This is a genomic window from Exiguobacterium sibiricum 7-3, from assembly GCF_000620865.1.
GTDB classification, from domain to species: domain Bacteria; phylum Bacillota; class Bacilli; order Exiguobacteriales; family Exiguobacteriaceae; genus Exiguobacterium_A; species Exiguobacterium_A sibiricum_A.
Genome location: NZ_KK211190.1, coordinates 1,833,064 through 1,848,392, shown reverse-complemented (window position 1 = coordinate 1,848,392; position 15,329 = coordinate 1,833,064). Strand labels below are relative to the sequence as shown.

14 protein-coding genes are annotated in these 15,329 nt (G+C 51.1%); 11 read left to right on the top strand and 3 right to left on the bottom strand.

Annotation, left to right across the window (positions count from 1 at the left end; translation table 11 throughout):
• Nucleotide 1 precedes the first annotated feature (1 nt).
• Nucleotides 2–820, top strand: a complete 819-nt coding sequence (locus P402_RS0110650) for a MetQ/NlpA family ABC transporter substrate-binding protein (RefSeq protein WP_026828671.1) — start codon at nt 2–4, stop codon at nt 818–820.
• Between the two features lie 96 nt (nt 821–916).
• Here the strand turns inward: P402_RS0110650 and P402_RS0110645 are convergent, their stop codons facing one another.
• A complete protein-coding gene (locus tag P402_RS0110645) occupies nt 917–1,861 on the bottom strand; it encodes a DUF2268 domain-containing protein (RefSeq protein ID WP_026828670.1) in 945 nt (314 codons plus the stop codon).
• A gap of 296 nt (nt 1,862–2,157) precedes the next feature.
• Here P402_RS0110645 and brnQ point away from each other — a divergent pair, with 296 nt between their 5' ends.
• Together brnQ and P402_RS0110635 are read left to right on the top strand one after the other, a co-directional pair.
• The gene (gene brnQ / locus P402_RS0110640; RefSeq protein WP_026828669.1) at nt 2,158–3,498 is read left to right on the top strand and encodes a branched-chain amino acid transport system II carrier protein; all 1,341 of its coding nucleotides are present in this window, start codon (nt 2,158–2,160) and stop codon (nt 3,496–3,498) included.
• A 181-nt stretch (nt 3,499–3,679) separates the two neighbouring features.
• Nucleotides 3,680–3,997, top strand: coding sequence for an antibiotic biosynthesis monooxygenase family protein (locus P402_RS0110635; RefSeq protein ID WP_026828668.1), 318 nt, complete (start codon nt 3,680–3,682; stop codon nt 3,995–3,997).
• Nucleotides 3,998–4,039: 42 nt separating this feature from the next.
• On the opposite strand, the gene P402_RS0110630 is transcribed toward P402_RS0110635, so the two are convergent.
• Together P402_RS0110630 and P402_RS0110625 are read right to left on the bottom strand one after the other, a co-directional pair.
• The gene (locus tag P402_RS0110630; protein WP_034769920.1) at nt 4,040–5,035 is read right to left on the bottom strand and encodes a FecCD family ABC transporter permease; all 996 of its coding nucleotides are present in this window, start codon (nt 5,033–5,035) and stop codon (nt 4,040–4,042) included.
• Complete coding sequence (locus tag P402_RS0110625; protein WP_026828666.1) at nt 5,035–6,042, bottom strand: FecCD family ABC transporter permease; 1,008 nt, start codon at nt 6,040–6,042, stop codon at nt 5,035–5,037. Before P402_RS0110625 ends, P402_RS0110630 begins: the two co-directional genes overlap by 1 nt.
• 104 nt (nt 6,043–6,146) lie before the next feature.
• Between P402_RS0110625 and P402_RS16495 the strand changes: the two genes are divergently transcribed.
• The 8 genes from P402_RS16495 (at nt 6,147) to P402_RS0110585 (ending at nt 15,281) form a co-directional block, all read left to right on the top strand.
• A complete protein-coding gene (locus P402_RS16495; protein ID WP_051525154.1) occupies nt 6,147–7,631 on the top strand; it encodes a helix-turn-helix domain-containing protein in 1,485 nt (494 codons plus the stop codon).
• A gap of 88 nt (nt 7,632–7,719) precedes the next feature.
• Entirely contained in the window at nt 7,720–8,637 is a 918-nt protein-coding gene (locus P402_RS0110615) for an ABC transporter substrate-binding protein (RefSeq protein ID WP_026828665.1), read from the top strand.
• 94 nt (nt 8,638–8,731) lie between these two features.
• Nucleotides 8,732–10,459 carry an IucA/IucC family protein gene (locus P402_RS0110610; protein ID WP_026828664.1) on the top strand — a complete coding sequence of 576 codons (1,728 nt, stop codon included), beginning with the start codon at nt 8,732–8,734 and terminating at the stop codon, nt 10,457–10,459.
• The gene (locus tag P402_RS0110605; protein ID WP_026828663.1) at nt 10,416–12,062 is read left to right on the top strand and encodes an IucA/IucC family protein; all 1,647 of its coding nucleotides are present in this window, start codon (nt 10,416–10,418) and stop codon (nt 12,060–12,062) included. The genes P402_RS0110610 and P402_RS0110605 overlap by 44 nt, the downstream gene beginning before the upstream one ends.
• Nucleotides 12,049–13,257, top strand: coding sequence for an AMP-binding protein (locus tag P402_RS0110600; protein WP_026828662.1), 1,209 nt, complete (start codon nt 12,049–12,051; stop codon nt 13,255–13,257). Before P402_RS0110605 ends, P402_RS0110600 begins: the two co-directional genes overlap by 14 nt.
• Nucleotides 13,254–13,508, top strand: a complete 255-nt coding sequence (locus P402_RS0110595) for a phosphopantetheine-binding protein (protein WP_026828661.1) — start codon at nt 13,254–13,256, stop codon at nt 13,506–13,508. The genes P402_RS0110600 and P402_RS0110595 overlap by 4 nt, the downstream gene beginning before the upstream one ends.
• The gene (locus P402_RS16490) at nt 13,508–14,509 is read left to right on the top strand and encodes a DUF6005 family protein (RefSeq protein ID WP_081776645.1); all 1,002 of its coding nucleotides are present in this window, start codon (nt 13,508–13,510) and stop codon (nt 14,507–14,509) included. The genes P402_RS0110595 and P402_RS16490 overlap by 1 nt, the downstream gene beginning before the upstream one ends.
• Nucleotides 14,454–15,281, top strand: a complete 828-nt coding sequence (locus P402_RS0110585) for a sugar phosphate isomerase/epimerase family protein (protein WP_026828660.1) — start codon at nt 14,454–14,456, stop codon at nt 15,279–15,281. Before P402_RS16490 ends, P402_RS0110585 begins: the two co-directional genes overlap by 56 nt.
• Nucleotides 15,282–15,329: the final 48 nt, after the last annotated feature.

Genomic DNA, 15,329 nt, shown 5'->3' with positions numbered 1-15,329 from the left:
AATGAAAAAAATCATGGTATTACTCAGCGTTTTTGTGTTGGCCTTAGCCGGATGCGGCAACGCCGATAAAAAGGACGAACAAGAGTCGGCGTCAAAAACAGAGACGTTAAAAGTCGCGTCACTGATCAAACCGATGACGGAAATTCTTGATCTCGTCAAACCGGAACTCAAAAAAGAAGGCATTAATCTGGAAGTCGTCGTCCTTAGTGACAACGTGCAACCGAACAGTGCCCTCGCAGCAAAAGAAGTCGATGCGAACTTCTTCCAGCACGTTCCGTACATGGAAGAGTTCAACCGCAACAATAAAGCCAATCTTGTACCGATCAAACCGATTTACTTTGCGAACTACGGTCTCTACTCAAAAGACTATAAAAAGATGGATCGGTTGCCGAAAGACGCTGTCATTGCCGTCGCAAATGACGTTTCGAACATCGACCGGTCGCTTGCTCTGCTTGCACAGCATGATGCGATCAAGTTGAAAAAGAAAACCGGTCCGTACTACACGATGAAAGACATCACGGAAAACAAACGTAACTTTAAGTTCAAGGAAGTCGATTTGCTGATGCTCGCCCGTCTTTATGATGATGCGGATGCAGTTATCATGACGCCGGCCTATGCTTCACCGCTCGGTCTGACGCCGAAGAAAGATGCCCTTGTTACGGAAGGCGTCGAAAATGACTTTGCGATCACGCTTGTTGCCCGGAAGGACAATCAGGATTCAGAAGCGATTCAAAAACTTGCGAAAGCAATGACAAGTCCGAAAGTCAAAAAGTTCCTCGAGGACAATTATGACGAAACGGCGATTCCGGCCTTTAAATAAGTGTTCGGATAAAAAAGTCAAAAACCACGGTTCGTATGTCTGTTTCAAAGACACGCGATCCGTGGTTTTTCTGGCATCAGTTTATCGGAATTTTGCCTAACGGATTGTCAATTTCTTCGCATAACCGGTTTTCTCCAAAATATCCGTTGTCGGCATTTTGGTCCATTTGGCGACGGGAAGACCCGGATTTTTTTGAAGGAAGTCCGTCATGATCATATAGCCGAGCGTATATTGAGCAAGCGGCGGAATGTCTTTGTCATAGTTGCCGTATCGTAAATCGTACGCATCCACGTTATGGTTGTTGATCTGTGTCAACAGATTTTCCAGCGTATGATCGAGCAACGGTTCGGTCGCTTCCGATTTCCCTTTTGGATAGACCTGCGCAGCAAACATGTCCGCTTCACCTTCCAAGAGGATACTGTTGAACACCGAGTCATGCGTGTTGCTTTCAAAAGCAACGGTATGATGATATTCGTGGGCGACGGTATTCGCCAGTGTATCTCTTGAAAAATCTTTTGCTAAGTAGAGGGTGAACATGTTTGTCCCGGAGGCAAAACCGGAAGCACCGCCGTGACGTTGAATATCAGCTGCATTATGGACATTATAAGGCGCGACGAAGACCGTCAGCTTATCTGTTCTTGGCAGTGCTTTGATTGAGGTCTGAAGGCTTTTTTTAATCTGTTGATGAATGGAATCCTGGTGTTTTTTTAAATAGGCAATCGTTTTGTTCAGTTCTTCTGCATTGTCGGTAGGAATTTCTAAAATGCGTTTGTCCTGATAGGTAGGTATCAGTTTTTCCTTCTCAATCCACTTATCTTTCACGTCTAAAACGTGTTTTTCAAACAGGGCACCGTTCTCGGTCGGCTCTTTTAGCGTTGCATCGACATATGACTGATATGCATCGTAAAGCGGAATGATTTGAATCGTCTGCTCATCTTGTTTGAACGTCAATTTCTGTGGTTCGGCTTTTTCGGCTTCCGGCGCATCGGAACAGCCGGCAAGCAGACCGGTCAAGGTGGCGGCGAGTAAAAATCGTTTCATCTAAATTCCTCCTTTGTCTTAAAAAAACCATAATTATCCATACGCAAATTGATTTGAGAAAGTTTCATAAGTTCGTCCCAGTCAGATGAACTTATGTTACCGATTACAAAAGAGCAGACCACTATGGTGGTATTTCGGTATCAAAGGACAGGAGAACGTTTTCAGCTAAATTTTCAGAATATTCACCGGATAAACTCCTAGCACGAGGTCACAAACCTATGTTATCCTTTCGAACGAAGTACCTGGTTGATTGTTCTAAAAACAATCAGGTCGTAATTTAATCGTGGGGGTTTCTTATGTCTAAAACAGTTCCAACATCTTTTATCGTCGTTATCGGTATGATGCTGTTTGCCTTGTTTTTCGGGGCCGGTAATTTGATTTTTCCACCGATGCTCGGACAAATGGCAGGCGAGAATGTCTGGATTGCCAATGCCGGATTCCTGGTCACAGGCGTCGGCTTACCGTTACTTGCCATCCTAGCGTTTGCCTATTCCGGTGAACCGGACTTACGGGCGATGGCGTCGCGGGTCCATCCGATTTTTGGTCTTGTCTTTGCGATTATCCTGTACTTGGCAATTGGTCCGTTCTTTGCGATTCCGCGTGCCGGGACCGTTTCTTATGAAATCGGAATCAAACCATTTTTCGGGGAATCTGCATCGTCGACACCATTGCTGATTTTTTCGATTCTTTTTTATACGGTGGCGTGTCTGTTGTCGCTGAATCCGACAAAAATCGTCGATGTCGTCGGGAAAATCCTGACACCGATCAAGATTACATTCATCGGGCTGTTGATTCTCGTCGCCGTCATCAAGCCAATCGGGAGTTTTCAGAATCCTTTGACGACGTATCAGCACAATGCCTTTTTTAACGGGTTCCAGGAAGGATATTTGACGCTTGATGCGCTCGGCGCGTTTGTCTTCGGTATTATCATCATTTCGGCGATTAAGGAAAAAGGAGTCACATCGAAAAAGCAGTTGCTCATCATTTGTTCAAAAGCAGCTTTGATTGCAGCGAGTTTACTTGCCGTCACGTATTCGGCCCTTGCCTTCATGGGCGCTTCCAGTGTCGCTAAAATCGGTCCGCTGAAAAACGGAGCGGAAATCTTGTCTGCCGTCTCCGATTATTATTTCGGTTCGTACGGTTCGATCTTGCTCGGTTTGATGATCACGGTTGCGTGTCTGACGACGAGTGTCGGTCTGATCACCGCCTGTGCCTCGTTCTTCTCACTGTTGTTGCCGCGGATCTCATACGTCAAGTGGACGATAGGACTGTCGATTTTCAGTGCCCTTGTCGCCAATATCGGACTGACACAGTTGATTGCGATTTCGAAACCGGTCCTGCTGACGCTTTATCCATTGGCAATCTGTCTGATTTTCCTGACGTTCTTGCATTCCGTCTTTAAAGGAAAACCGGCCGTTTATCAAGGCGCCATGTGGATGACGTTTGCTGTCAGTCTGTTTGACGGGCTGAAGGTGGCAGAAGCACCGGTCGGACCGGTCTTGCGTGTTTTCGAAAACGTTCTGCCGTTTTTCTCCGTCGGACTCGGTTGGGTCGTTCCGGCGATCATCGGGGCCGTCCTCGGCGGATTGTTCGGTCGGAAAAAAGCGTACCGTTCGGAAGAATCACGTGTTGCTTGAGCAGCATATATAGTTTATAGATTTTAAGCTGTTTCGATTTCGAATCGAAGCGGCTTTTTTTGTGTCTGCCAAATCATCATCGATGGAAACGAATTGGAATGGTATTGACAAAAGGATGAGGGTCGATGATATAGTATTATTGCAAATGAGATTCATTATCAATTAAAAAGGGGTGGTTTTTCTGTTTATTCAACTTAAAACAATCCGGGTGGAAACCGGTCATGCCGATTCAATGATTGAACGGTTCGCAGGCGAAGGCATCATCGAACAACAACCCGGCTTCATCGACCTCAGTATCCTGCAAAAAAAGCGAACGCGGGGCGAGGAAGAGGTCATCGTCTTGATTCGCTGGGAATCGGAACAGGACTGGAAGACGTGGGAGACGAGTGACATCCATCTTGCAGGTCACCGCGCGCGTCGTGGTCAACCGACACCTTCGTTTATTTTAGGAAGTGACCAGCAGTATTACGAGGTTCTGGGTCAAAAAGGCAAACGCTGAGAAAAAGACCGATCCGTCCACTTGCGGCGAATCGGTCTGCCTTTATTTTCGGAACAATAATACGATGAAATAAGGTGCTCCAAGAATTGCGATGACAATCCCGACCGGAATGTCGGCAGGAGCAAGCAGATTTTTCCCGATCAAGTCTGCGAGCAACACGAGCAGACTGCCGAGCAGGGCGGCGACCGGAATCAGACTGTAATGATTTGGTCCGACGAGGCGACGGGCGATATGCGGGGCGAGCAATCCGATAAAGGAAATACCGCCACCGGCAGCGACACAGGAACCGGCAAGTGCGGCAGCGATCAACAAGATCCGTTTCCGTGTCCGCTCGACTCGGAGACCTAACGTCTGTGGGAGCGAGCCGCTCATTTGCAACAGATTCAACGACCGGCTGTGTAAAAAGGCAAGCGGTACCAAACAGACGATCCAAGGTGCAAGCGTCAAGACGGATGACCAATCCGCCTGCCAGATGCTTCCGGTCAACCAGACCGTCGCCTGCTGGAAATCGCGCGGATCCATCTTCAACTGAAAAATAATCAAGAGGGCGCCACACAGGGCGTTGATTCCGACGCCAACCAACAACAGACGTCCCGGTTGGACCGCTTTTCCCGCCAACCGGTAAATCGTCCAGGCGACAAGCGTCGCACCGAAAAAAGCGACGAACGGCAGAATCGGAAGTTGATGTGTAGCTGATCGAAAGAAAAACAGCGTCAAGACCACGAATAGTCCGGCACCGGCATTGATTCCGAGAATGCCGGGATCAGCTAGCGCATTGCGTGACATCCCTTGAAGTAATGTACCGGAGACAGCCAGTCCGGCACCAATCAACAAGGCGAGCAACATCCGCGGTAGCCGGAGATCGATGAGAATCAGCCGTTCCGCTTCCGTCCCTTGTCCGATCAACGTTCGGCCGATCGCACCAAACGAAACGGGAATAATCCCGGTCGACAGACTGTACACGAATGTCAAAATGAGCAGACTACATAAACAAAACAGCGTCAATCGCGCCTGTTTTACGGCATGCCAGACATCCATCAGACGGACAACTCCTTTCGGCGGGCGAGATAAAGGAAGTAGGGTACCCCGACCAAGGCGGTGACGGCTCCAAGCGGTGTTTCGAACGGCGGATTGATCATTCGCGCCAGCAAATCGGAAGCGATCAATAACGTCATGCCGAACAGAGCGCTGACCGGCAGCAACAAGTAATAGTTCGTCCCGACCAAAAAACGGCTGATATGGGGAATGATCAAGCCGACAAAGCCGATAACACCGGCGACCGACACGGCAACACCGGCAAGCAGGACGATGCTGCAAAATCCAAGCAGCCGGACTTTCGTCAAAGAGGACCCCAGCCCGGTCGCAACATCTTCTCCGAGCGAGAGGACGGTCATGCTGCGGGCGATATGTAAGGAAATGAGGAGTCCAAGCAGAACGACCGGAAGCAAGACGAATACGTGCGCCCATTTGGCCCCGGACAAACCGCCGGCATACCAAAAACTGAGATCTTGGGCGACTTGGTGAAACAGAGTGATACCAGTCGACAGGGCGCTGAATAAAGCACTCAGTGCCGCACCGGCTACGGTCAATGTGACCGGTGAAAAGCGTCCGCGGGCAAACACCGTGATCAACAGGATGACGGCTGTCCCAAGTGCGGCGCCGCCAAATGAAAAGACAAGTGAAGTCACAAATGAATGCTCCGAGACAAAGGCCAGCGACAAGGCGACTCCGAGTCCTGCGCCGTGGGTGATGCCAAGCAGAGAGGGGTCAGCCAGCGCATTCCGGGTCAACCCTTGCATCATCGTTCCCGACAGCGCCAGCGCAATGCCGACAAGCCCGGCGCAAATCAGACGCGGAAGCCGGACTTCTTGAACGAGTTGATGCTGCAGATTACCGGCGTCAAAGGCATGGAACGAGGCGAGGACGGTCGCCCGGGAAATCGGCACAGCACCGTAAAACAAGGACAGTGTACTCAATAGCGTTAGCAGTCCAACCGTGAGAGCAACAATCGTCAGGATCGAGCGTGGTCGAACGGATGTAGTCATAGACGTCTCTCCTTTGTAATTGAGAATCAGATTCATTATCAACGCGATTAAACGTACATCGAAGACCAATTTTTTGTCAAATGTTTTTTTAGGGAGTGGGTAGGATGGAGTTACAGATCAAACCGTTACCAATCGAAAAGCATTGGTTGCTTGAAGGCGACCGGCGAGCAGTCAAGCCGGGACTGGTCATCGTCGTTGCGGGGAGCGGATTTTTATACAGCAACCGGCACCGGTTATACCCGGGTGACGCCGTTTGGATCGAACAAATCGACGAAGTGTTGCCAACTGCGAAAGAGACCTGTTTGTTTTACCACCTGACGTTGACGGGACACCGGTGTGCCCTGTATCGGCAAGACGCGGAAATCCTGCATGACTGGTTACGGCAACTGCATGTCAGCCCGACTTCGGAACAGGAAGGGTTGACTCAACTACGAATTCTCTATCAATTGCTTGAGACATTGAGCCGCGAACAGGAGAGTCACGTGTTTGAGGAAGTGACTGCCGCTTGGTTAAAGGACTTGTCGATGCAAAGGTCCGTCCATGAGCTGGCGCTTGATCTCGGAATGTCGGTACCGACATTTAACCGGCTGTTCAAAGAGCGGTATCACGCAACACCAAAAGAATATGTGACGCAACTGCGGATTCGCACGGCAAAGGAGTGGATGCTCGCTTCATACGAGATGACGTTGGCGCAAATCGCACAAAAAGTGGGATTGCAGGACGAATTTTATTTCAGCCGCCTCTTCAAAAAACGGACCGGTTTATCGCCGACCCATTTTTTACAACGGATTACACCGCGTATCGGGATTGCCAGCCGCCTCTTGTTGCAGGATCATCTGTTGGCACTTGGTCTGCAACCGATCCTCGCACCGAGTTATCCGACGGAATACGGAGCAAGCGGATTACCCGTGTTTTTGACCGGACTGGACGGAACCCGGTTGTACGACGCCAATCAACCGCTTCAACGGGAATGGTTCGAGACGACGGCACTCGATTTGATTATCAAGACACCGAGTTTAGAGAAGGGACAGGATATCAGCTGGTTGCCGGCGGACCATGTCCTTGAACTGCCGCATCAAACCTGCTGGAGTGAATATCTCCGACTGATTGCCGTCGCGACGAATCGGGAAGACCGGCTCGAGCCGATCGTCGCGCAGATTACAGCGCTCGAACAAACGGTCAAGGAACGTTTGGCGTGGAACAAGACCGGAACATGGGCTGTCGTCTGGATTCGACCGGACGAGGTGCGGTTATACGGGACGAAGCAACATACGATGCTCAGTTTTTTATTTCATGATTTGGGTCTGACACCGGCACCGGGATTACCGGAAGCCATTTATGAAATCGTTACGCTGGAGACGTTACAACGAGTTGATCCCGAAAACCTGCTGATCTTATGGAGTCAACCGGTTGATGTCGAGCGGATTCAGCAAGAAGAGTCGTGGCAGACCTTGCAGGCGGTCAGGCGTCATCAAGTCCATTATCCGGACAGCGTCGATTGGGATCCTTGGGGACCACTCGGACGCACCCACATGCTGAAGCAATTGTTAGACTACATCGAAAATGAACCACGCTTAATTTGTCCATGAAAGTTGATTGGTTCGTCCATGTCGATAATCATTGATAATGATTATCATTACTATTGAAGAACGAGAGTGAGAGGGGAAAAAGAATCATATGAAAAAAATCATCAGTGTCACATCCGTCCTCGCGACGTGTGTTGTATTAGCCGCCTGTGGAGGCGAGGCAAGCGAACAACCGACAAAAAAAGCAGCCGCCGTCCACACCGTTGAACATATTTTTGGAAAAACGGAAGTTCCGAATGATCCGAAAAAAGTGGTTGTCCTGTCACACGTGTCATGGGAAGGATCGCTCGTCTCCGTTGGTGTCAAACCGTATGCCGTGATGGCGTACGATAATGAGTTTCCACCACATTTGACGAAAGAACTCGAAGGAACGAAGGCGTTGCCGTACGCCGACGAAATCAATCCGGAAGAGATCGTCAAACTGGATCCGGACTTGTTGATCATCAGTGACCGGTATAAACCGCTGTATGACAAACTGGCGAAAACGATTCCGACAGTCGCTGTCGAAGTGGGTGGTGACTGGAAAGAGGATCACCTTAAAGTCGCGGAAGCAGTCAACAAGAAAGAAGAAGGACAAGCAGTCATCGATGACTTGGCGAAAGAAGCAAAAGACATCGGTCAACGGATCAAGGAAAACGTCAAGGACGAGACCTTCATGGCGGTCTCAGTCAACAAAAAAGATATTCGTGTCTACGGTCTGACGAACCATGCGACGAACTCGCTGTTGTTTGATGATATCGGGCTGACACCGACGAAAGGTCTGCCAAAAGACTTCGGGGAAAACATTTCGATCGAAGGACTGGCGAAATATAATCCCGACCACATCATTGATCTGTCGTACTTCAACAGTGGACCGTACTACGATGAAGTGACGAACGGGAAGGTCTGGAAAGGGCTGACAGCAGTCAAAAAAGATCAAGTCCACCAATTGTCGACGACGTGGGGCTTTTGGGATCCAATCGAACGCCAAAAAGGATTAACAGAACTTGAAGACGTCTTATTGAAATGACCAGATGAAGAACAGGAGAAAGAACGGGGAAACCCGTTTTTCTCTTTTTTGAAAGTGAGAATGATTATCAATTGTCAGAAGGAGTGTGACAGTCATGACGACACGTACAGAACGAACCGAAGAGATTGCAACCCATGCAACGCTCCAAGCATTCGGCAACAGCTACCTCCGTGAAATCGACATGATCGAGTGGTTCATTCCAACAGACGAGGAGAACATCTGGTTCGGTGAGACGGCCTGCCGGATCGACGTCGGGACCATCTACGTCCTTGAAATCCGACGCCGTTCACGGATCGGGCGTCACGAAATCGGACGGATTTACCGGCAAACGAGCTGCGGATGGACGGAGGAAGCACCATTGACCTTCATCATTGCCTGTTGCCAACATCTGCAACGGCTTGCTCCCTGCGTAACAGATTTATTGTACCGGGTCCTCGACAGTCACCGGGGTATGTGTCACGTCATCGCGCATGAGTTGAGCGAGCCGATTTGCCCTGAGACGTTTCTTGAACACGAGCAGACGGTCCGGTTCGGACATTGGTTCCACCCGACGCCGAAAAGCCGGGTCGGGATGCATGACTGGGAGCAAGTCGCGTATGCACCGGAATTCAGGAACGGGTTCCAACTCGATTATTTTGCGGTTGATGAGTCCCTGCTGACGGAAGCCAGTGCGACGGATCAACGGATCAGTGAACAGATGCGGAAGCAAGTCGGATCAGCGGTTACACTGTCAGCGTCAGAACGCCTGTTACCCGCTCATCCTTTGCAGGCACAATATCTTTTGTTGCAACCGTCTGTGCAACAGTTGCTCGTGACGAACCAACTCCGCCATCTCGGCCGACTGGGTCCGATGTACTTTGCGACATCTTCGATCCGGACGGTCCTGCAAGCGGATCGGTCGCATATGCTGAAGTTTTCGATTCCGGTCCAAGTCACCAATTCGCGTCGCGTCAATAAACGGCATGAACTAACTGCGGGACTCGTCATGCGGCGTCTCGCCGAACAAATTTCGTTTCCGGACGGCTTTTCGATCACCCATGATCCGGCATACGCAACGGTTCAGACCGGTGCAGACGAGTCCGGTTTTGAAGTCATTTACCGCGAAGCCCAGGATGATGCGATCAACGTCGCGGCGCTTGTTCAGGAACCGCTCGATCAAGAACCGTCCGTCTTGGCATCGCTCGTCTTGAAGTCAAAGCGAGCGGATCAATCGATGCCTCAAGCGGCCCGGGACTGGTTCGAGACGTATATCGAACTGACACTCGGGACCTTGGTCGAGTTGTATGAACACTACGGGATTGCGCTCGAAGCGCACCAGCAAAACAGTCTGATCCGGTTTGAACACGGACGTCCTGTCAGCTACCAGTTTCGCGATAATCAGGGGTATTATCTCGCCCGTTCGAACAAAAACCAGCTAATCCACCTCGAAGCCTCACTGGCAGAAGCACCGGAATTTTTCTACGACGAAACGACGATCAAGGAGCGGTTGACGTATTACATGATCTGGAATCACTTGGCCGGTCTGATCCATCGGTTTGACCGCGACGGCTTGCTTGCGGAATCAACGATGCTCGAGTGGGTCGGAACGTGGTGCGATCAAAAAAGTCAGATCTTATCGGGACGTGGCAAGGATTGGCTCGAATATGTCCGTTCACGGCCGACGTTACCGTATAAAGCGAACTTGTTGACACGGCTCCATGCGCTCGACGAACTCGAAGTCAGCGGCGAGCGGGTGATCTTCATCGAAATCGACAATCCATTACACCGGGAGGTCCGCCATGCGAACGACGAACGAACGACGTGTCTGCAAACAACTTCTTGAAGCCATCCTGTTTGAACGGATCGAACCGTTCATCGAACACCGGCGACAGGGACAGACGACGTTTCGTTTTGTCCGTCCGCCGTATGAACTGACAGTCGACGGCAGACGGGGAGCATTTGACCGCGTTTGGCTCGACATCGAGACGGTCGTCTTGACGCGGGGAAATCACGAGCAATCGCCGACGCTTGAGCACATCATGGACTGTTTTCAACTCGCGGAGCCGCTGCGGTTGGAACTGCGTCAGACGGTTCAGTTTGCCGATGTATGTCCGACATATCCCGAGCCGCGGACGCATTTGTCCTACGAACAACTGGAACAAGCATTGGTCGAAGGGCATCCGTACCATCCGTGTTTTAAGTCCCGGATTGGCTTTTCGCGTGACGACCACTCGCGCTATGGACCGGAAGCAGGACAACGTTTCCGGTTGCACTTTGTTGCCATCCCGGTATCGATCGTTCATCAACAACGCATGGATGGTGTGATGGAGCAGACGTTTGGTCGCAAGACGTATCTCCGGTTGCAGGAAAAGTTAAGTTCTGCGGTCGACAATCCGCCCGGTTATCACGTTCTGCCGGTCCACCCGTGGCAATGGCAACACGTCGAAGCGGACGTCCGCGCGTCCGGCGGCATCGATCTCGGGGAAGCCGGTGCCTTGTTTCAAGCGACTCAATCGATCCGGACCGTTTTCCAACCGGATGCGCCGACGGTTCCGCACATCAAGCTGCCGCTCGATTTGATGCAGACGTCCTCACGACGGACATTCACTGTTCCGAACATTGTCGCGGCACCTGTTTTATCCGACTGGTTGGTCGACCGGACGCAAGAACTGCCGGTGACTATACTCCGGGAATTCGCCAGTCAAGTCGTCGAGACGACAGACGGAGACTTGTCGGGACGAATCGGCTGTTTGTACCGGGACAATGTTCTGGCGGATCTTTTGCCAAACGAAACGGTCATCCCGTTGACGGCACTCGCCCTCCGTGAAGGGGACGAGACACTGTTCCTTGAACCGTGGTTCAAGACATATGGACGCGAGCGCTGGCTGAAACAGTTTTTGACCGTCTATCTGGAACCGGTTTTCCGGCTGCTCGTCGAAGAAGGAATCGCAGTGGAGGCGCATGCGCAAAATGCTTTGCTTGTCTTGAAGGACGGTTGGCCGACGCGGCTGATGTTACGGGATTTTCATGACAGCGTTGAATTTGTCCGCTCGTTTGTCGAACGTCCGGAAAAGATTCCGATGTTTGACACGCTGCATCCGGCCTTTCGCTCAACGACTAATCTGTACTACGAGATGGACCAGGTCGAGGCGTTACGTGAGCTCGTCGTCGATACGGTGTTTGTTTTTCATCTGACGGAGTTGTCGCATCAGCTGAAGGAAATACATCAACTCGACGAGACGATCTTTTTTGACTGGACCGCCGAAATACTTAACGGACTGGATTTTCCGCCGGATCGTCTAGAAACGTTACAACTCGATGCACCGACGATCTATACGGAGTCGCTTGTCGCGCGTAAATTCAACACGACGCAGTGCCGGCATATTGTCCGCAATCTACTTCAGATACGAACACCGAAAGGAAGCGAAACGCATGTTATACATTGAAGACACGTTTTATACGAAACAGATGCTGACCGATCATCCGGTTTGTCGACTCAATTGGCTCACGGATCCCGTACAGACCGTCGTTGCCGTCTGCGTCAAGGACACAGCGGCATGGATCGCGTTTTGTCTCTATATGAAACAGATGCACGGGACGGTCGTACCGCTCCATCCGGATTTGCCGGAAGCCGGTGCAAGACGTCTGGCGGAACAAGCGGGATGTGATTATTTAGTGTATGCCGATTTTCAACAGCCGATCCGTTTGGCAGCGTCAACGGTTCGACCGGGAGGATTGATTCAGTTTAGCTCCGGCACGACCGGCGACGCGAAAGTTATTCATCGGACGTGGGCCTCGATTGACGAGGAACTGGCAGCCTATGGTCAACGTTTTCCATTAACAGCGACGACCGGCACCATCGTTGCCTGCCCGACGTCGCATTCATTCGGATTGATTTGTGGGCTCTTGGCGACACTCGAGCGCGGAGCGACACCGATTATCTTGGAAAACCTGTCACCGAAGCATATTTTACACGTCTGTCAGGCACATCCGAACGCCATTTTGTATGCCGGACCGGGACTCGTTTATTTACTCAGCCAATTTAAGCAACGGCTATTTGCGGTGATGATTTCCGGGATGACCTTGCCGACCGTCTGGTTTGAAGCCATCCAGAACGTAACGGATCATCTGTTGCAACAGTACGGCTGTTCGGAAATCGGTTGTATCGCCTTACATCCTGCTCCGAAATCAGCTCAAGCGATCGGCTATCCGTTGCCACATCTGACAATCCAGACCGGTACCATCGACGAGCCTGCTGAGTTAAGGATAAAGGCAGGAGACCAGTGGATCGGAACCAAAGATTTAATGGGGCAGACGAGTACCGGCGAATTGCTGTTCTTCAGTCGTCTTGACGAAATGATCAATGTGTCCGGTCTGTCGGTTTATCCGGCGGATGTCGAGGATGTGTTACTCCGTCATGATGATGTCGAAGAGGCCGTCGTCTTCAAACGGACGGATCGCCTGCAAGGTGAACGCGTCTGTGTCCAACTTGTCAGCTCGGCGACGGAAGCCGCGTTGCGGACCTATTGTCGGGAACAGCTTGCGCCCCATCAATGTCCGTCGGATTGGACGTTCGTGCCGGCCATTGAAAAACTGCCGAACGGGAAAATCAGCCGCGTTCGTCTGGGGGTGACATCATGAATCCACTCCTTGATTACAAGTCATTTTGTCAGATTGTCGAGGAACAGCTTGATGTCAACTTGCGACAAGAATTGACGGGGCAAGAATTTCTTCGGGACGGCTTGCAGCTGGATTCGATACGGCTGTTGCAATTGCTCGTTCATCTGGAACTTGAACACGGGTATGTCCTGGCTGATGAACAACTTGCTCAACTGCCGCAGATGACGGTCGATCAGTTGCTGCAATCGTTGGCACGAAAGGAGGTCGTCTGATGATTAAGGTTCACTGTCTCGTCAGTTGTGTGTGTGAAGTAATCAAACGATCGGACGCCGACCATCGTCCGTACTACTTTGGAATCTGGGACGCTGACTTTGCGTTGACGTCTGAGTTTGTCCTGTCCCACCATGCGGCGCATATCAGTCATGAAGCGATGCTCGATTGGTACCGCTTGCTGTATGGAATCACCGTTCAGTCCTGGTACGATCCGTCAAGCTCGAAAGCGGCGAACCTTGTGACTCTGGAACAGTTCATGAAAACCAAGCGACCGGAACAATCCGTCATCGTCATGCTCGACCTCGCCCGGTTACCGGAGCGGGAGAATAAATTCCATCACGAGGTCTTTCCGCATTACGTGATGCTCGAACCAACGGATGATGAAGACCGGTGGCGGATGCTTGATCCGGACTTCCGGTATGAAGGTGAATTTGATCGGACACGGATTCTTCAGGCGATCGATCAACCGACTGTCGCCGGTGGCTTTTGGTTTGACGGGAGTCAGGTCAAGCTGCCGGACACGGAAACGGTTTCCGCGTATTTCATGAGTGGGCTTAAGCGGCACCATCCGTTGACGGAAGCGGTCGAACAGGTCATATTGCACCATGCGTCGAGACCGGAAAAGTTGCCGGAGGCGTTAAAGCAACTACCCGTCATCGCCATCCGCAAATATGCTTATGAGCATGCCTTTGCCTATTTTTATGAACGCTTGGGAATTGATTTAGTGGCATCCGATTTTGACGACTGGTGTGACAAAATCGAGCAATTGGTCAATCAATACACGATCATTCAACACCGGGCAATCAAATACAGCATGACCCGCGACCGGACAGATTTACAGGATATCCAACAATGGCTCGTCGCACAAACGACGCTCGAAGATGACATCAAACGGCAGCTCGTCGATTTGTTCAGCCGATTTCAACAGAAAGAAGGGGAAACGGATGCAACTCGCACTTTGTACAATCAGCTACCGGCATCATCTACGGTCATTCGATGAGTTGGTGAGGTTTGCCGCAGCAAACGAGTTTGAGGCGATCGATGTCTGGGGTGTCCATGCAAAGCATCTGCAGGAAGCAGGTCTTGCCTTGTTACAAAGAAGCGGGATTCATGTCAGTATGCTCAGCCATTACCTGTCGTTTGACGCTCCGTTGTCCGTCTTGCTCGAACAAACGAAAGCCTTATCTCGCCTCGCCCAGCGGCTCGGAACCCGCCGGATCCGGATTTTTGCCGGTCACAAGGCGAGTCACCAACTGACGGAGGCGGAACGGGCGCGACTTGTCTATCAATTGAGCGGCGTTTGTAAAGTCTTGGATCAAGCGAAGCAGTTGGTGTTGCTTGAAATCCATCCGAATACGGCGGCGGACACGATCGAGTCGACTGAACGGTTATTGCACGAGGTCAATCATCCGGCCTGCCGCGTGAACTTCGATGTCCTTCATGTCGTCGAATCCGGTGCTGATCCGGTCACGGCCTACCATCGGCTCGAACCGGTCATCGAACACCTTCACTTGAAGACGATTGCACGAGCCGATCAATTCGACGTCTTTGAACCGGCGAATGTTTATGCGGCAAGCGGCTCGCGGGACGGCATGGTGCCGTTATTTGACGGAATCGTTGATTACGATAGATTTTTTGAAGAACTCAAATCGATGCTGGCTACGAAAACGGCGAGTCTCGAATGGTTCGGAGAGAATCCGGATGAACGGGTGGCGACAGACGGACGATTGGTACGTCAACGTTTGGCACGACCGGTCCTGCAATTCACCTAATGTTCACGGCCCAAGGAGTTTAGAGGACCGGACGAAAAGGAAAGCAAT